Source organism: Nocardioides taihuensis (genome assembly GCF_042657275.1).
GTDB lineage: Bacteria > Actinomycetota > Actinomycetes > Propionibacteriales > Nocardioidaceae > Nocardioides > Nocardioides taihuensis.
The window spans coordinates 154,277-175,001 of the sequence record NZ_JBHSKD010000011.1 but is presented as its reverse complement, the minus strand read 5'-3'; the positions used below and the strand labels follow the sequence as shown (position 1 = coordinate 175,001).

The window sequence follows — 20,725 nt, the reverse complement described above, 5'->3', positions numbered from 1 at the left end:
GTCAACAACCACGAGGACGACTCTCGCCGCGGTACCACCTCGCTTGCCCGCCGTACGACGGACCGCTCGTTCACGGCTGTGACGGGCCTACCCGTCCGGGTCTAGTAGCTGGTCGTCCTGCGGCCTCGCATGCTCGGCCGTGGACGCACAACGTTCTTCCGGAGGCTCGCCGCTGATGACGGCTCGGACGCCTGTGCCGGCAAGCGTACGGCGCGCCCGGAGCCGGCGCGAATCGGTTACCGGCGCGGCCGGACCCGCACCCGCTCCTCGTCGGGGAACGTGAAGGCCACGTCGTGGCCGCGGGGGTGGGTGACGAGGGTCAGGTGGCGGTGGCGCCGGGCCTCGAGCAGCACCGGCACGTCGAGGGTGAGCGTCGCGCCGGTGGGGAAGTCGCCCCGGACGACCGCCCGGCCGACCTCGAGCCCGCGCCCGTGGCCGCGGACCCGGATCTCCTGCACGGCGTACCCGACGTTGCGCAGGTGGACCCGGACGTAGGACCAGCGGTCGCGCGGCAGCCGGCGGTGGGTGACCTCGCGGATCCGGACCTCGGCGGCGGGGTCGATCACCTCGTACCTGCCGATCCGGCCGTCCAGCCGGTCGGTGACCGCGGTGTCGCCCGGCGCGGTGAGCCACGCGACCGAGCACCGCCAGCGCTCGCCCTGGTAGGACGCCAGGGCCCGGCTCGTCGTCAGGGTCGCGCCATCGCGGGTCACCCCGTCCGCGGGCGCGGCCGTGCCCGTCACGATCTCGTACGACGGCACGCACTCCCCGCCCGCAGGGTCCGGGCCGAAGCCGACGTGGAGCAGGCCGTCGGTGTCCGCCGTCGGCTCGGCGCCGAGGACGACCGTGACGTCGAGACGGCCTCCTTCCCACGCGACGAGCTGCTGGGCGTCGACGGAGTCGAGCGTCCGGGCGAGCACGTCGGTGGCCGGCATGCCGGCGGGCCGCACGTCGTAGACCCAGTAGCGTCGCTCGAGCGCCGTCGGGGCGCCCGCCGCGGGCGACGGCGCCACCAGCACGGCGGGGACCGCGGCGAGCAGCACCGCCGCCAGCGCCACCGCGCACGCCGCGACGCCGGACCTCGCGTGCCGACCAGCCACTCCCGGTCCCCCTCGTCCTCCGTGCCTGCACGGTAGGCCGGTCCGGGTCCTTCCCGGCAGGGCCGAACTGCCCGGAACCAGGTTTGCGGCGGCCGGCCCGGCCGGACAGGGTGGTCTCTCGTGACCGAGCGCCAGTACCCCGACATGTGGGCCGATCCCGACGACGACCCCCGCACCGCCATCCCGCCCGCCAGCGGCGAGCTGGGGGTGCTCAGCGAGTACCTCGACCGCTACCGGATGACCTTCGAGATGAAGTGCGACGGCCTGGACGCCGAGCAGCTCGCTCGCCGCTCGGTCCCGCCGTCGACGATGTCGCTGCTCGGGCTGCTGCGCCACCTGGCCAAGGTCGAGCACTCGTGGTTCCGCCGGGTGCTCGAGGGCCGGCCGGAGCTCGGCCGCCTCTACTGGTCCGAGGACGACCGGGACCTCGACTTCAACGGCGCGGTCGCCGACGACGAGGTGGTCGCCGAGGCGTGGGCGTCGTGGCGGCGCGAGGTCGCACACGGGCAGGAGGTGCTGCGGGCCACCACCGACCTCGGCGCGCACGTCGACGTCCACGGGGAGCCGGCCGAGATCCGCGACATCGTCGTGCACCTGGTCGAGGAGTACGCCCGGCACGTCGGGCACGCGGACCTGCTGCGCGAGTGCATCGACGGGCGCACCGGCCAGTAGCCGGCCGGCGGTCAGCGGGGACGGATCCGCACCCGCTCGCGGTCGACCAGGGGCTGGGCGACACCGGCCACCGCGGTGTCGAGCCGCAGCGTGCGCGCCTCGCCCGCACGGAGGCGCACGGGGAGGGTGATCAGCACGCGCTCCCTCTTGCCGAAGTCGCCGGTCACGGTGACCGGCTGCACCCGCAGGTCCTTGCCGTGGCCGCCGAGTCGGATCGAGGTCACGCCGTGGAAGCGGACCCGCACGATGACCTCGACCCACGACCAGGTCCGCGGAACCAGCCGGGTGTGGCCGACGTCGACGATGCGGGCCTGACCGGGCGCCGCCCGCAGCGGCACGACCCGCTCGACGGCGCCCGTCCACCGGTCGAGGGCCGTGGCGGCAGGGTCGGTGGGGTCGGTGACCGAGACGACGAGGCACAAGCTGCCGGAGGCCGCGCCGGCGGCCACCGCGTGGGTGACGACGAGCCCGGCGGGCGCCGCAGGATCGGCGTACGTCGCGTCGTCGGTGCGCACCACCCACTCCTCGACCACGGCGCAGCCGTCCTCGGACAGCTGCCCGAGGGCGATCCGGAGGTCGGCGGCGTGATCCGGGGTCGGGACGCCGCTGAGCATCACCGACACCGAGAGCTCCGTGGTCGAACCCGCCGTGGGCCGCGCCCAGGCGTCGGCAGCACCGATCGTGCGGGCGGGATCGCTCGTCGTCGGCATGCCCGTGTCGCGCACGAGCGTGACGTGGGTCGGCTCGGCCAGCGGGCGTCCGCCGGACGCGGCCGCCGGCAGCGCGACGAGGAGCGCGGGCAGCAGCAACGCCCCGAGCACTGCCGGCACGGTGGCGGAACGGTTGACGCGGCGCAAGAACACGGATCTCCTCCCCCCGGAGTGGCAGCACTCTAGACCACGGGTGCGGGCACGGTAGAGCTCCTGCGAACCTCGCCGCTAGACCGGTCACCGGGATCGGCCCAGACCAGGAGGAACTCGTGCTCCGCTCCCACTCCCTGCCACACCGCCTCGCCCAGTCGGCCTCACCGGCCGCCCTGCTGGTGGCCGTCCTCGCGCTCGTCGTCGCCGCCACCGGCGCCGGCTACGCCGCGGCCACGATCGGCACCAGCGACATCAAGGACGACGCCGTCACCTCGGCGAAGGTCAAGGACGGCAGCCTCAAGTCCGCCGACCTGGTCAAGGAGTCGAAGTACAAGGCGGTCGGCTCGGCCGGCGCCCCGAAGTTCTCCACCGGCGGCCAGGGCGACTGCATCTGGCAGAACGGCTCGCTCCAGCTCCCCGGCGTCGCGAAGACCAGCTTCCGCAAGGACCGCTTCGGCACCGTGCACCTCGCCGGCATCCCGTTCGTCGCCGACGGCCCGGGTGGTGACGCCAACTGCGACGCCACGGGCGAGCCCGAGGACGGCCTCATCTTCAAGCTGCCGAAGGACTTCCGGCCGGCGAAGACGCAGCTGCGGGTGATGGGCACCTCGGGCCTGCTCGTCATCACCGGCAAGGCGCTGGCCTCGCCGGGCATCTTCGTGCCCGCCGGGTCGGTCTACATCAGCGGCTCCAGCGGGGGCGGCGTCCTGCTCGACGGCATCACCTACGAGGCGAAGAGCGCGAACGTCTTCGCGCGGACGACCACCAGCAACAAGGTCGGCCCCCAGGGTCGCGCGCTGCTGCGGAGCTTCGGCCTGCGCTGAGCCGACCAGCCGCTACCGGGCGCCCCGGCCCCGCCGGGGCGCCCGTAGGCTGGACCGGTGACGACGACTCCCCCCACGGCTGCCTGGGGCTTCGGCCTCGCGACGCTCTCCTCCGCGGGAACCGTGCTCGACGTGTGGTTCCCGCGCCCCTCGCTGGGCACCCCTCCCGAGGGTCACGACGAGCCGGCCGAGCTCGCGGCCCTCGCCGGCAAGGACGAGGACCGCGACGTCGTCCGCGAGGTGCGGCTCGTCGTCGTCGACGACCTGCAGTCCGCCCCGTCCTCGACCGAGGAGGTCTGGCTGCGCCTCCACCTGCTGTCGTCGCGGCTCGTCGCGCCGCGGACCATCGCCATGGACGGCGTCTTCGGCCTCCTCACCAACGTCGTGTGGACCAGCGCCGGGCCGTGCGCCGTCGAGGACTTCGAGACCACGCGCGCCCGCCTGCGGGCCGCCGGTCGCCACGTCACCGTCCTCGGCGTCGACAAGTTCCCGCGGATGGTGGACTACGTCGTGCCCAGCGGCGTGCGGATCGCGGACGCCGACCGGGTGCGCCTCGGCGCGCACCTGGCCGAGGGCACCACCGTGATGCACGAGGGCTTCGTCAACTACAACGCCGGCACGCTCGGCTCCTCGATGGTCGAGGGCCGGATCTCGGCGGGCGTGGTCGTCGGAGACGGCTCCGACGTCGGCGGCGGCTCCTCGATCATGGGCACCCTCTCCGGCGGCGGCAGCGAGGTGATCTCGATCGGGCGGCGCTGCCTGCTCGGCGCCAACGCCGGCATCGGCATCTCCCTCGGCGACGACTGCGTGGTGGAGGCCGGCTGCTACGTCACCGCCGGCACCAAGGTGACCGTGCTCGACATGGACCACAAGCCGAAGGTGATCAAGGCACGCGAGCTCTCGGGCGCCAGCAACGTCCTCTTCCGGCGCAACTCGGTCACCGGCACGGTCGAGGCCGTGCCGTGGAAGCGCGAGGGCATCGCGCTCAACGCCGACCTGCACGCCAACTAGCTCCGGTGGGCAGACGCTGGCCGGTCGTCCTCGTGGGAGCTGGCGTGCTGGTGGTGGCAGCGGTCGGGGTCGGCTCGCACTTCTACGACCAGGTGTCGCCGTACCTGCACTCCGAGCGGTGCACCGCGGAGATCGACGGGGAGTCGGTCGCGCTCACGCCGGAGCAGGCCGGGAACGCGGGACTGATGGGCGCGATCGCCGTGCGCCGCGGCCTGCCCGCGCGGGCGGTGACGATCGCGGTCGCGACCTCGATGCAGGAGTCGAAGCTCTACAACCTCGAGTCCGGGGACCGCGACTCGCTGGGGCTGTTCCAGCAGCGGCCCTCGCAGGGCTGGGGCACGCCCCGCGAGATCCTCGACCCGTACTACTCGATCAACACCTTCTACGACGCGCTCGAGGAGGTCGACGGCTACGACACGATGGAGATCACCGAGGCCGCGCAGGAGGTGCAGCGCTCGGGCTACCCCGAGGCGTACGCCGAGCACGAGCCCGACGCCCGGGTGCTCGCCTCGGCGCTGACCGGGTACTCGCCCCACGTCTTCTCGTGCACGCTCGACGGCGACGCGGAGCCCGCTTCGGACAGGCTCCGGCCCTCCGGCCTCACGCCGCGCGCGGACCTCGTGCGCCGCGACCTGGAGGCGGCCTTCGGGCCGCTGCCGCTCGGGGGCTTCGCGCCGGGCGGCGTGAGCAGCGGCCACATGGAGGGCTCCACCCACTACGACGGCCGGGCGCTCGACGTCTTCGTGCGGCCGGTCTCGGAGGAGAACAACCGGCGCGGCTGGGCGATCGCGTCGTACCTGGTCTCGCAGGCCGACCGGCTGGGGATCCAGAACGTCATCTTCGACGCCCGGATCTGGACCTCCGGCAGCCGCTCCGGCGACGGGTGGCGCGACTACGACCCACCCTCAGAGCAGGGCGACCGGGCGGTGCTCGAGCACCGCGACCACGTGCACGTCGACGTGTTCGAGTGAGCCTGCGACCTCGCCCGGGTCAGCGGACGGGCTGGCGCAGGATGGTGCGCAGCCGCTCCGGAGCCGTGCGACCGGGGTCGCTGAGGTAGATCTCGTGGTGGTCGCCGGACAGGTGCCGGCCGGCCGCCTCGATGAAGGCGTGCAGGCCCTCGATCGTGGGGCCCTCCTGGTCGTAGGGCCCGACGTGCAGGACCTGCGCGCACAACCCCTCGTGGTAGCGGTCGAGGCGGACGTCCGCGAGCCTCGGGGACACGTCCGCCTTGCGGCCGGCCTGCTCGCGGACCTGCTCCAGGAGCTCGGCCGTGACCTGGTCGGGGACCCGGATCATCATCGTCCAGCACCAGGCGGCCCGGTCCGCCGCGGCCCAGTGGTGGCGTCCGTCCGCGAGCGACCAGAGCCCCTCCAGCGGCAGCACCTTGGCGTCCACGGTGCCGGCCCTCTTCAGGGCGAAGCGCAGGCCGTAGGCCAGCGGGTAGAGCGCGCCGATGCTCGCGGCGTACTCCGGCACGGTGTTGGGGTCGCCGCGGCCGTCGACCATGAGGAACTGGCCCGACGGCGGCCCGACCCAGGCCGGTGTGCGGCGGGCCCGGTAGGACGCCTCGAGGCTGTGCTCCATGTCCATGGACGGCATGCCTGCTCCTCCCTCTCCCCTCCAAGCCTGCGCGAGGGCCGAGGCCCGATCACAGGGGCGGAGGTCCCGATCGGAGTAGTGCCGCGGTCGGCCGGCGATGGCCCGGGGCGCGTCGTCAGGCCAGCGTGGCGAGGCGGTCGACGGCGGCGCCGACCCGCTCGTCGGTGGCGGTGAAGGCGACCCGGACGTGACGGGAGCCGGCGGGGCCGTAGAAGGCACCGGGCGCGACGAGGACGCCGAGGTCGGCGAGCGCGGAGACGGTGTCCCAGCAGTCCTCGTCGCGGGTCGCCCACAGGTAGAGCGAGGCCTCGGAGTGGTCGATGCGGAAGCCCGCGCCGACGAGCGCGTCGCGCAGCCAGCGGCGGCGGCGGTCGTAGAGCGCGTGCTGCTCGCGCACGTGCGCATCGTCCTCGAGGGCGGCCACCATCGCGACCTGCTGCGGCCCGGGCACCATCAGGCCGAGGTTCTTGCGGACGGCGAGCAGCTCGGCGACGAGCGCCGGGTCGCCGGCGACGAAGCCGCACCGGTAGCCGGCGAGGTTGGAGCGCTTGGAGAGCGAGTGGACGGCGAGGATGCCCTCGGTCGTGCCGCCGCAGACGTCGGGGTGGAGCACCGAGACCGGCTCGGCCTCCCACGCGCACTCGACGTAGCACTCGTCGGAGACCAGCAGCGTGCCGCGGTCGCGGCACCAGTCCACGACCTTCTTCAGGTGCGCGGTGGGGAGCACCCGGCCGGTCGGGTTGGACGGCGAGTTCAGCCACAGCAGCGCGGGTCGCTGCGGGCCGAGCGCCGTCAGGGAGTCGGCGGCGATGCCGCGGGCGCCGACCAGCGCCGCGCCCACCTCGTAGGTCGGGTAGGCCAGCTCGGGCCAGACGACCAGGTCACCCGAGCCGAGCCCGAGGTGCAGGGGCAGGGAAGCGATCAGCTCCTTGGTGCCGATCACCGGCAGCACGGCGTCGAGCCCGAGACCGGTGGCGCCCGTGCGACGGGCCAGCCAGTCCAGGCACGCCTGCCGGGTCTCGACCCGGCCGACGGTCACCGGGTAGCCCGGCGAGTCGGCTGCCGCACGCAGCGCGTCCTGCACGACCTGCGGCGTCGGGTCGACCGGCGTGCCGATCGACAGGTCGACGATGCCGCCGGCGTGCGCGCGCGCCCGCGCGGCGTACGACGTCAGGCGGTCCCACGGGAAGTCCGGCAGGCGCGAGGAGACCGCCGGCCGGGGCGGGAGGGGGCTCAGTGGTCCTGGTTCTGCGGCGGGAGGGCCTCGATGAAGGGGTGGTCCTTGTCGATGACGCCCATCTTCGCGGCGCCACCCGGCGAGCCGAGGTCGTCGAAGAAGCCCACGTTGGCCGTGTAGTACTCCTTCCACTCCTCCGGGGTGTCGTCCTCGTAGAAGATCGCCTCGACCGGGCACACCGGCTCGCAGGCGCCACAGTCGACGCACTCGTCGGGGTGGATGTAGAGCATCCGCTTGCCCTCGTAGATGCAGTCCACGGGACACTCGTCGACGCACGCCCGGTCCTTGAGGTCGACGCACGGCTGGGCGATGACGTAGGTCACCAGTACCTCCTGTAGACACATCGGCTGCGGGACGACGGACAGCCTAGTATCCCGGCGTGCCGTCACCCCCGGAAGGCCACGGTCTGGGCCCCCACGTCGTCGGGCTGCGCGTCGTGGTGCGCCGCGTGCTGCCCGGCGAGACCGGGCCGTCCGGCGGCCCGGCGATGACCGACGTGCTCGGCACCTGCCTGTCGTGGGGCGACGGCGTGTGCGTGGTCGCGCCCGACGGGCCCGGAGCGGCCGACCGTGCGCCGGTCGAGATCCGGATCGCCGACATCGTCTCGGGCAAGCCGGTGCCCCCGCGCCCCTCGGCCCGGCTGCGGATCGAGCCGCGCGCCGCGCAGGTGCGCGCGCTCGCGCTGTGGCCCGACCTCGAGACCGAGGTGCTCGGCGACTGGGTGCTGCGCCGCTCCCCCACCGCGACCGCGCGCCGGGCCAACTCGGTGCTGGCCTTCGGCCCGTCCGGGGTCGCGGGTGGCGACGACGCGGCGTACGCCCGGGTGGTCGCGTTCTACGACCGGCCCATAGCGGCGGTCCTGCCGGACTCCGCCGAGGACGCGCTGTTCCGGGGGCACGGGTGGGTGGCCGAGAGCAACGACGACGACACGCTCTTCCAGCTGGCCGGCGTCGCGACCGTCCGGCGCGCGCTGCGCTCGAGGCCGCAGGCCGCGCCGGTGGACGTCGAGCTCGTCGGGACCCACCCCGGCGTGGTCGAGGCGCGGCTGGGCGACCTCGCCTCCGGCATCGCGGCGTACGACGAGGACTGGGTCGGGTTCCGCAGCATCGAGGTGCGGCCCGAAGCTCGCCGGCGCAGGCTCGGGCTGGCGGTCATGGACGCCCTCCTGGACTGGGGGGCCGAGCAGGGCGCGACCACGGCGTACCTCCAGGTGCTGGCCGACAACGCGCCTGCCCGCGCGCTCTACGCCGGCCTGGGCTTCACCACCCACCACGCCTACCGCTACCTCGCGCCACCGGGGCGGTAGCCGAGCACGCGCTCGGTGCTGCTGGTGATCCACGGCCACGACGTGCGCACCACGAGCAGCAGCAGGGTGCCGGAGATGACCATGCCGGCGACGTTGGCGCCGAGCTGCTCCAGCGAGCCGATGATCTCGCTGGGCTCCCAGACCGCCAGGCCCAGCGCGAGGTTGCCGGCCGCCGGCACCGTGGTCACGGAGATGAAGACGCCGACCATGGTCGCGGTCTTCTGGATCGCGAGGGCGAGCGCGCCGGCGGCGCCCGCGACCAGGGCCACGATGAACGACCACTTGTCGGGGTGCCAGATGAAGCCGGTGTTGGGGCGGGCCTTCGTGACGAGCTCGGGGGTGATCCACCCGATCCACTTCCAGAACAGCGCGATCAGGGTGACCACGCCCACCGCGAAGGCGAACGACAGCACGAGCATCCGCAGGCTGCGCCACACCAGCCCCCAGCGGAGCAGCACGATGCCGGCCGAGATCGCGGCGATCGCGGCGAACTCCGGGCCCACGACCATGGCGCCGACCACCAGGATCGCGGAGTCGGTGATCACCGCGATCGCGGCGAGCAGCACCGCGAAGACCAGGAAGAGCAGGAACGACACCGTCGGCACCGCCCCGGCGTACGCCTGCGACTCGACCGACTCCCAGATCACCGCGTCGTCGGGGTGACCGGGCGCCGCGGCCTCGAGCCGGCGGGCGGCGGCGAACGGCGTGCCGGTCGGGGACTCGACGACGATGCCGCCCCGCTCGTCGAGGCCGAGGTCGTCGAGGGCCCGGAGCACCTGCTCGGCCTGCTCGCGGGCCACGTCGCACTCGACCAGGTCGCCCTCCGGCTGGAGCACGACGCCCGTCTGGAGCGTGACGTTGGTGGTGCACTCGTGGTCGAGCAGCAGCTGCTGCACCCGCTCGGTGAGGTCGGCGGGCACGGTCAGCCGGAGGTGGGTCAGCACGAGGTCAGGCTAGGACCCGGCCCGCCGTGGGCTCGACAGGCTCGCGCCGCTCGGGGGCCGGCGAGGCGGCGGCGGGTCGGGTCGGGTCGGGACAAATCGCGGGTCAACCAGCGAATTGGTCTCCTTCGCACCGAAACAACCATCAGACAGTGACCAATTCACGGGTCAACCCGCGTTTTGAGTGGCTGAAGTGACGCATGGGATCCGCCGCCAGCACCGGAAACGATGCGGTCCGAGAGCCAGGGCCCGGGTAGGATCTCCGCGACCGCGTGAGGAGTGACGACCCTCGTGACAGCGCGGTCCGCGCGTCCCGGCGTACCGACGAGAGGCCGAGATCCTCGGCGAAGGTGTGGTGGCACCGCGACCTGGCCCCCGCCCACACCTCCAGGGCTCCACGCCACTGGAGGACACGATGACCACTGACACACCCGGGGCCACGCCCCGCACCCTCTGCTCCGCCCTCCCCGCCGCCGAGCCCGGCTCGACGGTCCGGCTGCAGGGATGGGTCCACCGCCGCCGCGAGCTCTCGGCGGTCACCTTCCTCGTGCTGCGCGACCGCAGCGGGCTGGCCCAGGTGGTGCTGCCCGCGGGGAGCGAGGTGCCGCCGGAGGAGACCACCGTCGAGGTGGTCGGCACCGCCACCGCCAACGCCCAGGCGCCCGGGGGCGTCGAGGTGACGGGCCCGACCATCACCCTGCTCACGGAGCCGGCCGCCACGCCGCCGGTCGAGCTGTGGCGGCCCGCGCTCACCGCGAGCCTGCCGACCCTGCTCGACCACGCGCCGGTGACCTGGCGGCACCCGGCGCAGAAGGCGCGCTGGCAGCTGGCCGCGGCGTCGCTGCAGGGCTTCCGCAGCACGCTCGACGGCCTCGACTTCACCGAGATCCAGACGCCCAAGTTCGTGGCCTCGGCGACCGAGTCGGGCGCCAACGTGTTCGAGGTCGACTACTTCGGCCGGCCGGCCTACCTCGCGCAGAGCCCGCAGTTCTACAAGCAGCAGATGGTCGGCGTCTTCGAGCGGGTCTACGAGGTCGGGCCGGTGTTCCGCGCCGAGCCGCACGACACGGTGCGCCACCTCGCCGAGTACGTCTCGCTGGACGCCGAGCTCGGCTTCGTGCGCGACCACCGCGACGTGCTCACGGTGCTGCGCGAGGTGCTGGCCGGGATGGTCGCGGCGGTGCACGAGCGGGCGGGGGAGGCGGTGGCACTGACCGGCGCCGACGTGCCGGTCGTGCCCGAGGAGATCCCGGTGATCCACTTCCGCGACGCGCTCGCGCTGGTGGGCGCGCCCGACGACGAGCCCGACCTGGCCCCCGAGCACGAGCGGGCGCTCGGGGCGTGGGCGCGAGAGGAGCACGACAGCGACTTCGTGGCCGTCGAGGGGTACCCGATGGCCAAGCGGCCGTTCTACACCCACCCCTGGTCGGGGCCGGCCGACGACCCGGCGCGCTGGTCCAACAGCTTCGACCTGCTCTTCCGCGGGCTCGAGCTGGTCACCGGCGGGCAGCGGCTGCACCAGCCCTCTGAGTACGACGCCGCGATCCGCGCCCGGGGCGAGGACCCCGCGTCGTACGCCTCCTACCTCCAGGCCTTCGAGCACGGCATGCCGCCGCACGGCGGCTTCGCGATCGGTCTGGAGCGGTGGACCGGGCGGCTCACCGGGGCCCAGAATGTCCGCGAGGTCACGCTCTTCCCGCGCGACCTGAACCGCCTCACCCCGTGAGGAGCCGGCGTGGCCGACCCCGATTGCCGTCAAAACCTAGTGATTCAGTAGTATTCGATCATGCTGCGCGACGCCCACGACCGCCCTGTCGGTGACCACTGGCTGCACCACGGCACCGACGTCGAGACCGTCTGGGAGGGGCCGGTCCCCCACCTGACCCCCACCGACCGGTTCTACGTGCGCAACCACACGGAGGCGCCGGAGATCGACCCCGCAGGATGGCGCCTGCTGGTCTCCGGCGACGGCGTGATCCGCGACGTCACCTACTCGCTCGCCGACCTGCGCGCCTTCACCAGCGCCACCTACGAGCGGGCGCTGGAGTGCACCGGCAACGGGCGCAGCCTGTTCGAGACCCAGCAGGGGACCCACCGCCCGGGGACCCAGTGGCGGCACGGCGCGATCGGCGTGGCGCGATGGAGCGGGGTGCCGCTGAGCTCCCTGCTCCACCACGCCGGCCTGCGGCCCGAGGCCGTCTGCGTCACGCCGGTCGGGCTCGACGCGTCGTACGTCGTGGACGGCGTCGACCACGGGCGGGTGCGGCGGCCGCTGCCGCTCACCAAGGCGCTCGACGACGTCATGGTCGCCCTCGACATGAACGACGCCCCGCTGCCCCGCGACCACGGGTTCCCGGCCCGGCTGGTCGTGCCCGGCTGGGTGGGCATCGCGAGCATCAAGTGGCTCGGCGAGCTGCGGGTCACCACGCGTGTGGAGGACTCGCCCTGGAACACCCTGTGGTACCGGATGCACGGCAAGGGCTGGCGCGGTCGCGCCGCCGAGCTCGACCGGATGCCGGTCAAGAGCGTGCTCGACGTCGCCGTCGTGGACGGTGTCGCCGGCCAGGTGCCCGTGGTCGGACGCCCCGCCGTGCTGCGGGGGCGTGCCTGGTCGGGCGACGCGGCGATCGCCGCGGTCGAGGTGAGCGCCGACGGCGGCCGCACCTGGCGGCCCGCCACCCTCACCGGCCCCAACGAGACCTCGTCGTGGACCTCCTGGGAGGCGATCTGGACCCCCGAGCGCAACGGCACCCACGAGCTGCGGGTCCGTGCCACCGACACCGACGGCCGCACCCAGCCCGACGAGGCGGCCGACAACGAGGACGGCTACTTCTTCGCCGCGGTCGTGCGCTACCCGGTCGACGTCGCGGCCCCGGAGGGCGCGCCGGTCGGCGCCTGACCTACCGGCACACGACCCGGTCGACCGGGGCGTAGGAGGTGGTCAGCACATCGGTGTGGTCCACCGCCGACTCCCCCGCGCGTCGGACGGTCCGCGTGACGTCGACGGTGAAGCCCGGCGTGCCGGGGCTCGGCGTGCACGCCGGTCCGTGCAGCACGGTGGTGGCTGGCGGGCGCACGTCGTGGCGCGGCGAGGTCTGCACGTCGACGTCCCAGGCGCGCGTGGACCACACGCTCACGTACACCTCACCGGGGCGCGACCGGGCGCTCGGCGTGACGGCGGCGGTGACGAAGACGCCGTGGCGCGTGTCGTTGCGGAGGCGCAGGTCGCCGACCCCCGGCCCCACCGCCGCGTCGCGGCCCTCGGGGAACCGCGCCAGCCAGGTGGGGTGCGCGACGCGCTCGACGTCCTCGAGTCCTGCGAGGTACGCCGCGTCGAACAGCGTGCTCGCCACCTGGGAGGCGGCGTCGGAGTCGAGGACGTCGCCGACCACCGCGTCGAAGGAGAGCGACTCCCCCGGCTCGAGCAGGGTGCCGTCGAGCAACCCGGCGGCCTCGATCACGCCGGCGTCGATCGCGTCGCTGCGGGGGTAGCGGCTGGTGGACGTGGCGACGCGCTCCGTGACGCCGAGGCCGCGGGCGTCGCGCGTGGTGAGCGCGGCCGGCTCCGAGCGGGTCGCGACGGCGCGACGGCGCTCGTCGCCCTCACCGCGCGCCGCGGCGAGGAAGGCGTCGGCGACCGCGGCCGGCCCGAAGCGCACGCCCGGGCGCGCAGGCACCACGACCGGTGCGCCGTCGGCGATCCGGAACGACGCGTCCACGGGATCGGTGCGGCGGCTGACCGCCTGCTCGACCAGCCGCATCAGGCGGTCCTCGTCGACCTGGGGCACCAGCCGGCCGTCCTCGGCCGCGACGTCGAGCGCGGGACCGAACTGCTGGGGCGACAGGCGCACCGACGCCCGGTCGACGACCAGGGTCACCGGACCCGACATCGCGGGGTTGCCGAAGGTGTCGAGCGCCCGCTGCACGTCCGCCTCGTCGATGTCGGGCCGGGTGGGCACCGTGGTGATCTCCGGGGGCGGGGTGCCGTCGTCGGCGAGGTACGCCGCCTCGATCGCGGCGGTCGCGGTCGTGGGGTCGACGGCGCGGCCGGCGCTCGGCGGCACCGACCGCACCCCGCCCGCGTCGAAGACCAGGTCGCCGTCGCGGGCCGGCGAGCCGACCTGCTCGGTGAGGTCGACGAGCGCCGCGTGCAGCGCCTCGTCGTCGATCCGGACCACGGGCGCGACGTCCTCGCCGCCCGTGAAGTAGGCCCAGAGCCGCTCGGGGGCCCACGACCGCGCACCGCCGGCCGCGTCGACGGTGGCGCCGTAGTCGACGTCGAGACCGGCCTCCACGGGCTCGACGGTGACCTCGCGGCCGTCGACGACGAGGGTGAGCGGCGCGGTGGCGCGTGGGCCGAGCTGCTCGGCCAGGAGCTCCCGTGCGACGGCCGGGCTGTGCCCGCCGATCGGCACGCCGGCCACGGTCGTGCCGCGTGGGACGTTGTCACCGGCGACGAGGTACGCCGCGGCGTAAGCGCCGCCGAGCAGCACCACCAGCCCGGCCAGCAGCACCAGGACGACGACACCGCCCTCGCGCTCGCGGTCGGGGTGCCTCACGGCGCCGATTCTAGGGAGCGGGGAGGCCGTCGTCCGGCTCATCGCGCCGGGCGGGGCGGACCGTCGCGACGGCGAGCAGCAGCACCACGAGGCCCGCGCCCAGGAGCAGGTAGCCGGCCGCGTTGCCCGGCACGAGGTAGCTGCCCGAGGGCCGCGCCGGCACGACGTACGCGACGAGGCCCACCCACCCGACGGCGAAGGCGAGCCGGGTCCACCACCCCGGCGGCAGCGCCACCAGGGTCGTCAGGGTCGCCGCGAGGCCGAGCACGAGCCCCCACCACAGCTGGTGCAGCGCCACCACGGCGACGGCGGTCACGACGCCGACCACGAGCAGCCCGAGGGCCACCAGGACGTGCAGCAGCGTGCGCACCGGTGGGGTCAGAGACCCGCGAAGAGGTCGGTCTCGTAACCCTCGGGTCCCGGCGCCGGAGTGCCGCGCACGATCCGGAACGACTCCTCGGCCCAGAAGGCGTGCCCGCTCTCCGCGCCGGAGAAGAACGGCCCGTCCACCTCCACCTGGGTGCGGTGCTGCTTGAGCGCGTGCATCTTCTGCTCGACGTGCGACGAGCCGTCGACCCGCGCGGTGATCAGGTCGTCGGGGGTGATGAACGGCGGCAGGTCGCCGTCGGGGTCCATGCCGGCGAAGGTCTCGGTGTCGCCGGTCGCCCGGATCGCACGCAGGCTCTCGCGCATCCGGCTCTCCGACATCGCGCCCCAGTAGGCCTTGGTGATCTCCCACGGCTCCCCGAGGTCGAGTCGGTAGGACGAGACCCCGGCCAGCAGCATGCCGTACATGGCCACCCGGTGGGCCTGGATGTGGTCGGGGTGTCCGTAGCCGCCGAACTGGTCGTAGGTCACCAGCACCTGCGGGCGCACCTCGCGCACCACCCGGACGAGGTGGTCGGCGGCCTCGGTGAGATCGGCGTGCCAGAACGCGTTGTCGTGCACCTCGTCCGCGGGGATCGCGTGGCCGTCCTCGTGCCACTTCATGCCGGAGTCGCGGTAGGCGCCGAAGCCGCCGAGGAACCGGTGGTCGGTCACGCCGAGCACCTCCATCGCCTCGGCGAGCTCACCGCGCCGGTGCTCGCCGAGGGCGTCCTCGCGGTGGGCGGCGAGGTGCTCGAGGTCGGGCACCAGCACCTCCCCCATCTCGCCGGCCGTGCAGGTGACCAGCGTGACGCCCCGGCCCTCGGCGACGTAGCGAGCCATGGTGGCGCCCTGGTTGATCGTCTCGTCGTCGGGGTGGGCGTGCACGAGCAGCAGCCGCTGCTCCGGGGTCTCGGGCATGGCCCGAGCCTATTCCGGCGCCCCCGCGCCACCCGGCGGCTGGTCACGCTTCAGGCGCCGAGGCGCGGTCGGCAGGTCGGGCGGCGGGAGCGGGGGCGTGGCCGGGCCGGCGGGCTCGTCGGTGTCGAGCCACCCGTCGAGCTCGTCGGCGAGCAGGTCGAGCACCGGCTCCGGGGCGTCGCTGAGCACGGCCCAGGGGTGGTCCTCGTCGTCGTCCTCCCCCGCCAGGCGCTCGCGGCGCACGTGCGCGTCGTACCCCTCCCGCCGGAGACGGGACGCCGCCCGCCCGGCCGCGTCCTCGTCGAACACGATCAGCCGCACCGCGCCGCTCCTCCCGCTCCGTCGAGGAGGTCGGCGAGCTCGGGCAGGAAGGGCCGGTCCGGCTCCAGCCAGTCGACCTCGCCGAGCTCGTCGACGCAGAGCCAGCGGACGGCGTCGTGGCCGTCCTCGCGGATCGCGGGCTCGCCCTCGAGCAGTCGCGCGTGGGCGACCGTCAGCTCGTGGGTCCCGCCGATGGGCGCGGCCCCGTCGAGCCACCCGACCACCTCGACCGTGCACCCGAGCTCCTCGTGCAGCTCGCGGACCAGCGCCTGAGCCGCCGACTCCCCGGGCTCGACCTTGCCGCCGGGCAGCTCCCAGCGACCGGCGGCGGCCGCGGGGCGGGTGCGCCGCGCGGCGAGCACCCGACCGTCGCGCACGAGCGCGGCGCCCACCACCTGCACCCGTCCGGCGTCCTCGGCCACGCGGGCACGCTACGACCTCGGCGCTTCCCCCACCAAGGCGCCGCCCCGTGCCGAGGGCAAGGTCGGCACGTCAACGCCCCGGCTAGCGTGGGCGCATGGCGTACCTCGAGGGCGTACACCTGGTGCGGGGCGAGGACGAGCACGACGACGTGGAGGCCCTGACCGGGCTGCTCGGCGAACCGGTCGGGCTCGACGGGGTGCTCGACGACCTCCGGCGCCGCGGCAGGCGCGGGCTCGCGCCCGGCCTCGCCGTACGCCGGGCGCTGACGTGGGACGCCCGGGACCGGGCCGACCGACAGTGGTGGCCGCAGGGCATCACCGGGTCGCACGACGCCACCGACGCACCGCGCGCCGACGGCCGGCGGCTGCTGCTCGTGTCGTGGTACGCCAAGCGGGGTGCCGACGGCAGCGAGCCGGGGAGCCGTCTCTCCGTCGTCGACCTCGCGACGCGCGCCTACGAGCACGTGCTGCTCGTCGTGCCGGGCGTCGACGACGCGGGCGGGCCCGTGCTGCGCCCGCTCAAGGTGCACGCCGGCGGCATCGTGTGGCGGGGCGACCACGTGCACGTCGCGGCCACCGCGCGGGGGGTCCTGACCTGCCGCGCCGGCGACGTGCTCCGGGTGCCCGACGGCCTCGCCGACCTGCTCCCGACCCACGGCCACCGCTACCTGCTACCCGTGCGGCGGGGCTACGAGGCCCGCACCGACGAGGGGGTCGAGCGGCTGCGCTACTCCTTCCTCTCCCTCGACCGCTCGACGCCCGAGCCCGGACTGCTCGCCGGCGAGTACGGCAGCAGCAAGCAGTCGCGCCGCCTGGTCCGCTACGCGCTCGCGGCCGACGGGACGTTCGTCGCCGACTCCGACGGCGCCGTCCGTCCCGAGCTCCTCGACCCCGCCGGACCGGCACGGATGCAGGGTGCGGTCTGGGCGGGCGGTGGCTACCACGCCACGGTCTCCCACGGCCCCTGGCACCCCGGCTCGCTGTACGCCGGGAGACCCGGTGCCCTGCGCCGGCGCCGGTGGGCCGCGCCGATGGGTCCGGAGGACCTCAGCTGGTCACCGGCGGACGACCGTCTGTGGTCGGTGAGCGAGCACCCACGCCGCCGCTGGGTGTTCGCGATGGCCCGCAGCCGAGGGTCCGATGCCCTAGGGTGAGGTCGCGGTCCGGGACCATTTCCACGCAGCGGCATCACCGGTGGGGTGGCCCGGGCCGCCTGCATTTCCCCACCTCCGGCCCTCGGACATGGGGAGGCGCCGCCTGCGAGCGGCGCCTCCGGTCGGGCGGTCCGGACCAATCCCGCGCAGCGGCTGACAGGTGATGGCCCGGACCGCGTCTGTGGGCTGGTTCCGTTCGATCTTCGGGGCGACGGGGAGGAGGGTCGCTCCTCCCCGCCTTGGCGGTGGGTCCCGGGGTGGACGTCCGCCCCGGGACCCGCCTGGCTCCTGCGTCAGAAGGTCAGCGGACCGTCTTGGTGTCCTCGGCCTTCTTGGTGGTGTCGGTCGCGAGGACCTTCACCTGGTACTTCGTCTTGTCCTTGCCGTTGTTGTCGGCCACGGTGAACTTGTGGTTCCCCTTGCTGCCGAGGGTCGAGGTCTTGAGCAGCTTGAGGCTGCCGTCGCCCTTGACCTTGTACAGCTTGACCGTGGCACCAGCGGCGGCCTTCGGGGCGTCAGCGGTGAGGACGTCGTCCTGGGCACCGTTGTTCTCGCCCTGGAGCTCGACCGTGATGGCCTTCTTGGCCCAGGTGATCGGGTCGGAGTCGGTCATCGTGGTCGGGGTGGTCGCACTGGGGTCACCAGCACCGTTCACGACCGTGTGCTGCTGCGCCATCTCGGCGGTCAGCACCTGGGTCGCCGGGTCGGCCGAGAAGGCCATGATGCCCGGGGTCGAGGTCGTGAAGTCGGACAGCGTCTGGTCGAAGTCCTCGTCGGTGTCGAAGTCCGCCACCGTCGAGTCGTCGCTGATCCGGGCGAGCTGGTCGCCGATCAGGTTGCCGTACTGGTCCTTGACCCAGAGGTTGAACTCGAGGTCGTTGCCCATCACGACGTCACCGGTCGGCTCGCCGGCCGCCCGCTCGAGAGAGATCTCGGGCGAGTTGATCGGCGCGGTCGCGTCAAGAGCCAGCGTGACGGTCTTGGTCACGGCTCCGGCCTTGACGGTGACGACCATCGTGTCGAGACCGTCGGCGTCGAACGCTTCGTCGCGCTCGATGGCGGCCACGATGCCGGCCTCGGCCGAGTCACCGGTCGAGATGTCGGCGGTGGTTCCGAGGCTCTTGAAGAAGCCCCAGAGGTCGCCGGCCGCGTCGTGACCGTCGGCCAGGGTCAGGTCGCCCACCGACTCGGCGTTCGGCGACAGGAAGCCCTTGTCGACGGAGACGGTGACCGGGTAGTCCTCCAGCACCGGGTCGTTGTTCGGGTTGGTGTCGCCGTCCTTGCCGGTGACCACGATGTCGAGGTCAGCCGGGCGTCCGGGGCCGTACCACGAGCCGTACAGCGCGTCGGTGTCGATGATGACGTCCGACACCTCCGGCGGCACGATGAAGTGGACCGACAGGTCCTGCTCGGCGTTCGCCGGCTGGTTGGCAGCGGTCGGGTCATCCGGACCGAGGTTGCCCTGGAGCACCGTGGCGTGGTTCTTCGCCTCGTAGGCCAGCGCGTTGAGCACGCTGGTCTCGGGAACCGGAGTCACGTTCGACGGCACGGGCGGGTCCTTCAGCGCCACCGTGAAGGCACCGTCGGCGCCGGTCACGAAGGTCGCGTGGTCCGCGTCGACGACGGTCACGCCGGCGGGCTGGGCTGCCTGCGGAGCGAAGGCGGAGTCGATGCCCGGGGTGAAGTGCATCCGGATCTCGCGCCCTGCCAGGGCGCCCTTGGCGTTGGCCAGCTTGCCGGTCACGGTGTAGGACCCGTTGATCGGAGCGATGGCCGAGAGGCCGTCGGTGTAGGTGATCTCGGACTCGGAGGCCGCGAAGGTCTCGGGGGTCGCGTTGGTCAGGCCCACGCCGGCGACGTTGGGACGACGGGCGTCGAGGGTGTAGTCACCCTGCGGGAGCCCACCGGCCACCATCCCGTCGTTCGGAGCCGGGACGTTGAACACGCCCTGGGCGTTGGTCTCGCCGCCGTACCACGGAGTCTGTGCGCCCGCGAAGGTCCAGCGGTACTCGACGTCGCTGCCGGTCAGGTTCTCGTCGATCGGGTTGCCGCGCTGGTCGAGGGTGGCGATCGAGAACTCGTCGCCGTCGCTCAGCTCGTCGATGTCGAAGTTGGTCCGGTTCCAGTTGTTGACGATGTCCACGGTCTGCAGGGCAGGCGTGTAGGTCGTCACCGCGGCGGTCGTGACCTTGTCGGTGCCGGACTGGTAGACGTTGGTGTCGGTGGTGTTCACGAAGTAGGTGAACGTGCCTGCCGTGGTCTGGCTGCTGTCGACGTACTCACCCTTGGCATTGGTGTAGCCGAGGATGGTGCTGACGTCGTCGCCGGTCGCCGGAGTTCCCTGGTCGTCGAAGAGCCCGACCTGGGCGCCTGCGACGGCCTTGCCGGTCGTGTCGGTCACCTTGAGGGTGATCACGGAGTCGGCCGGGTTGGCCCGCTCCTGGGTCGCCGGCGTGGCGGTGATCGCGCCGATCTGCTGCACGTACAGCGTCGACGCCTCGGCGTCCTCGGTCCACGGGATGTTCGTGAACGACGCGAGCACGATCTGGTTCGGCTCGGCTCCCGCCGAGTACGGGTAGCCCGCGATGTCGTAGCTGATCATGAAGGTGTCGGACGCCGGGTCGACTGTCGCATCCTGGTTGAACAGCTCGTTGCTGGGGGCCCAGGTGGTGACCTCGGTCGTGCCGTCGGAGACGGTGCCGGTGACACCCACGTACTCACCGGCGTGGCCGGCTTCGGTGTACGGCGACTGGAACACGCCGAGGCTGCCCTCGGTGGCCATCTCGACCGTGTTGCCGCCCGCCGCCGAGAGGACGGTGGCGACGAAGGTGTCAGCGTTGGCGACACCGGTGTTCGGAACCGCGCGCAGTGTCACGCTGGTACCGGGCGCCGGGACTGTCGACCAGTCGACCTGGAAGGCGCCGTTGGCGTTGCGGGCGACCAGGCCTCCGGGGATGTCGGTCCAGTTGGCACCCGCGTCGGTCGAGTACTGGAACAGGACGCTCGTGACGCTCGCGCCGCCACCTGCCACGAGCGAGACGCTCGTGTTGGTGCCGTCGTCCTCCGTGGAGATGTCCGCTGAGCCCTCAGGGACGTAGAGGCTCACCGCGTTGGCGGGGAGCGTGTCCGCGATCGGAATGGCCGACGCGGAGCCGGCGAGGAACGGAGCCCCCGCCACTGCGAGCGCGGAGACGGCTACTGCCGCGAAGCCGCGCTTCATGCCGCTGCTATTCATGTTTGTTCCTTCCGGAATTCGGTTGTCCGGTCGGAGCTGCCCCCGACCGACTGCCGGCTCCGAGGAGCCAGCAGCTCGACTCGACGGAGGGTGCATGTCGTCCGCTCTGGGCGGGCACACGTCCCCCGTGTTGCCGATTGCGACGCTAGGGGCCGGAAGGCGTGGCGCGACGGCGAGATGTGCAGGGAAGG

The 20,725-nt window shown here is 73.5% G+C and carries 20 protein-coding genes; 8 read left to right on the top strand and 12 right to left on the bottom strand.

What is annotated here, in order from left to right:
* Positions 1-236 precede the first annotated feature (236 nt).
* On the bottom strand, positions 237-1,100 hold the full coding sequence (locus tag ACFPGP_RS12160) for a hypothetical protein (protein WP_378590452.1): 864 nt from the start codon (positions 1,098-1,100) through the stop codon (positions 237-239).
* A 120-nt stretch (positions 1,101-1,220) separates the two neighbouring features.
* On the opposite strand from ACFPGP_RS12160, the gene ACFPGP_RS12155 reads away from it, so the two are divergent.
* Complete coding sequence (locus tag ACFPGP_RS12155; protein ID WP_378590450.1) at positions 1,221-1,772, top strand: DinB family protein; 552 nt, start codon at positions 1,221-1,223, stop codon at positions 1,770-1,772.
* An 11-nt stretch (positions 1,773-1,783) separates the two neighbouring features.
* Here ACFPGP_RS12155 and ACFPGP_RS12150 read toward each other — a convergent pair whose 3' ends face one another.
* Positions 1,784-2,635 (bottom strand): hypothetical protein, encoded by an 852-nt coding sequence (locus tag ACFPGP_RS12150; RefSeq protein ID WP_378590448.1) that lies wholly within the window; start codon positions 2,633-2,635, stop codon positions 1,784-1,786.
* Positions 2,636-2,751: 116 nt separating this feature from the next.
* Between ACFPGP_RS12150 and ACFPGP_RS12145 the strand changes: the two genes are divergently transcribed.
* The 3 genes from ACFPGP_RS12145 to ACFPGP_RS12135 are packed head-to-tail and all read left to right on the top strand — an operon-like array spanning position 2,752 to position 5,441.
* Positions 2,752-3,459 (top strand): hypothetical protein, encoded by a 708-nt coding sequence (locus ACFPGP_RS12145; RefSeq protein ID WP_378590446.1) that lies wholly within the window; start codon positions 2,752-2,754, stop codon positions 3,457-3,459.
* A 57-nt stretch (positions 3,460-3,516) separates the two neighbouring features.
* Positions 3,517-4,470, top strand: coding sequence for a 2,3,4,5-tetrahydropyridine-2,6-dicarboxylate N-succinyltransferase (gene dapD, locus ACFPGP_RS12140; RefSeq protein WP_378590444.1), 954 nt, complete (start codon positions 3,517-3,519; stop codon positions 4,468-4,470).
* Between the two features lie 5 nt (positions 4,471-4,475).
* A complete protein-coding gene (locus ACFPGP_RS12135; protein ID WP_378590442.1) occupies positions 4,476-5,441 on the top strand; it encodes a VldE C-terminal domain-containing protein in 966 nt (321 codons plus the stop codon).
* 19 nt (positions 5,442-5,460) lie between these two features.
* On the opposite strand, the gene ACFPGP_RS12130 is transcribed toward ACFPGP_RS12135, so the two are convergent.
* The 3 genes from ACFPGP_RS12130 to fdxA form a co-directional block, all read right to left on the bottom strand.
* A complete protein-coding gene (locus ACFPGP_RS12130) occupies positions 5,461-6,072 on the bottom strand; it encodes a GyrI-like domain-containing protein (RefSeq protein ID WP_378590440.1) in 612 nt (203 codons plus the stop codon).
* 115 nt (positions 6,073-6,187) lie between these two features.
* Positions 6,188-7,309 carry a succinyldiaminopimelate transaminase gene (dapC, locus tag ACFPGP_RS12125; protein WP_378590566.1) on the bottom strand — a complete coding sequence of 374 codons (1,122 nt, stop codon included), beginning with the start codon at positions 7,307-7,309 and terminating at the stop codon, positions 6,188-6,190.
* Positions 7,306-7,632: a ferredoxin gene (fdxA, locus tag ACFPGP_RS12120; RefSeq protein ID WP_378590438.1), complete on the bottom strand. Its 327-nt coding sequence runs from the start codon at positions 7,630-7,632 to the stop codon at positions 7,306-7,308. Before fdxA ends, dapC begins: the two co-directional genes overlap by 4 nt.
* 56 nt (positions 7,633-7,688) lie before the next feature.
* On the opposite strand from fdxA, the gene ACFPGP_RS12115 reads away from it, so the two are divergent.
* A complete protein-coding gene (locus ACFPGP_RS12115; protein WP_378590436.1) occupies positions 7,689-8,615 on the top strand; it encodes a GNAT family N-acetyltransferase in 927 nt (308 codons plus the stop codon).
* Here ACFPGP_RS12115 and ACFPGP_RS12110 read toward each other — a convergent pair.
* Positions 8,591-9,559, bottom strand: a complete 969-nt coding sequence (locus ACFPGP_RS12110) for a DUF389 domain-containing protein (RefSeq protein WP_378590434.1) — start codon at positions 9,557-9,559, stop codon at positions 8,591-8,593. The genes ACFPGP_RS12115 and ACFPGP_RS12110 overlap by 25 nt on opposite strands.
* 412 nt (positions 9,560-9,971) lie before the next feature.
* Between ACFPGP_RS12110 and aspS the strand changes: the two genes are divergently transcribed.
* The gene (aspS, locus tag ACFPGP_RS12105) at positions 9,972-11,282 is read left to right on the top strand and encodes an aspartate--tRNA(Asn) ligase (RefSeq protein ID WP_378590432.1); all 1,311 of its coding nucleotides are present in this window, start codon (positions 9,972-9,974) and stop codon (positions 11,280-11,282) included.
* Positions 11,283-11,342: 60 nt separating this feature from the next.
* The gene (locus tag ACFPGP_RS12100) at positions 11,343-12,455 is read left to right on the top strand and encodes a sulfite oxidase (RefSeq protein WP_378590430.1); all 1,113 of its coding nucleotides are present in this window, start codon (positions 11,343-11,345) and stop codon (positions 12,453-12,455) included.
* Between the two features lies 1 nt (position 12,456).
* Here the strand turns inward: ACFPGP_RS12100 and ACFPGP_RS12095 are convergent, their stop codons facing one another.
* The 5 genes from ACFPGP_RS12095 to ACFPGP_RS12075 are packed head-to-tail and all read right to left on the bottom strand — an operon-like array spanning position 12,457 to position 16,145.
* Complete coding sequence (locus tag ACFPGP_RS12095) at positions 12,457-14,115, bottom strand: VanW family protein (protein ID WP_378590428.1); 1,659 nt, start codon at positions 14,113-14,115, stop codon at positions 12,457-12,459.
* Between the two features lie 10 nt (positions 14,116-14,125).
* Positions 14,126-14,485, bottom strand: coding sequence for a hypothetical protein (locus tag ACFPGP_RS12090; protein WP_378590426.1), 360 nt, complete (start codon positions 14,483-14,485; stop codon positions 14,126-14,128).
* 8 nt (positions 14,486-14,493) lie between these two features.
* Positions 14,494-15,402, bottom strand: a complete 909-nt coding sequence (gene mshB, locus ACFPGP_RS12085; RefSeq protein WP_378590424.1) for an N-acetyl-1-D-myo-inositol-2-amino-2-deoxy-alpha-D-glucopyranoside deacetylase — start codon at positions 15,400-15,402, stop codon at positions 14,494-14,496.
* A 9-nt stretch (positions 15,403-15,411) separates the two neighbouring features.
* On the bottom strand, positions 15,412-15,723 hold the full coding sequence (locus ACFPGP_RS12080; protein WP_378590421.1) for a hypothetical protein: 312 nt from the start codon (positions 15,721-15,723) through the stop codon (positions 15,412-15,414).
* Positions 15,714-16,145, bottom strand: coding sequence for an NUDIX domain-containing protein (locus ACFPGP_RS12075; protein ID WP_378590419.1), 432 nt, complete (start codon positions 16,143-16,145; stop codon positions 15,714-15,716). The genes ACFPGP_RS12080 and ACFPGP_RS12075 overlap by 10 nt, the downstream gene beginning before the upstream one ends.
* Before the next feature lie 95 nt (positions 16,146-16,240).
* Here ACFPGP_RS12075 and ACFPGP_RS12070 point away from each other — a divergent pair, with 95 nt between their 5' ends.
* Complete coding sequence (locus ACFPGP_RS12070; protein ID WP_378590417.1) at positions 16,241-17,299, top strand: hypothetical protein; 1,059 nt, start codon at positions 16,241-16,243, stop codon at positions 17,297-17,299.
* 301 nt (positions 17,300-17,600) lie between these two features.
* Here the strand turns inward: ACFPGP_RS12070 and ACFPGP_RS12065 are convergent, their stop codons facing one another.
* The gene (locus ACFPGP_RS12065; protein ID WP_378590415.1) at positions 17,601-20,534 is read right to left on the bottom strand and encodes a hypothetical protein; all 2,934 of its coding nucleotides are present in this window, start codon (positions 20,532-20,534) and stop codon (positions 17,601-17,603) included.
* Positions 20,535-20,725 lie beyond the last annotated feature (191 nt).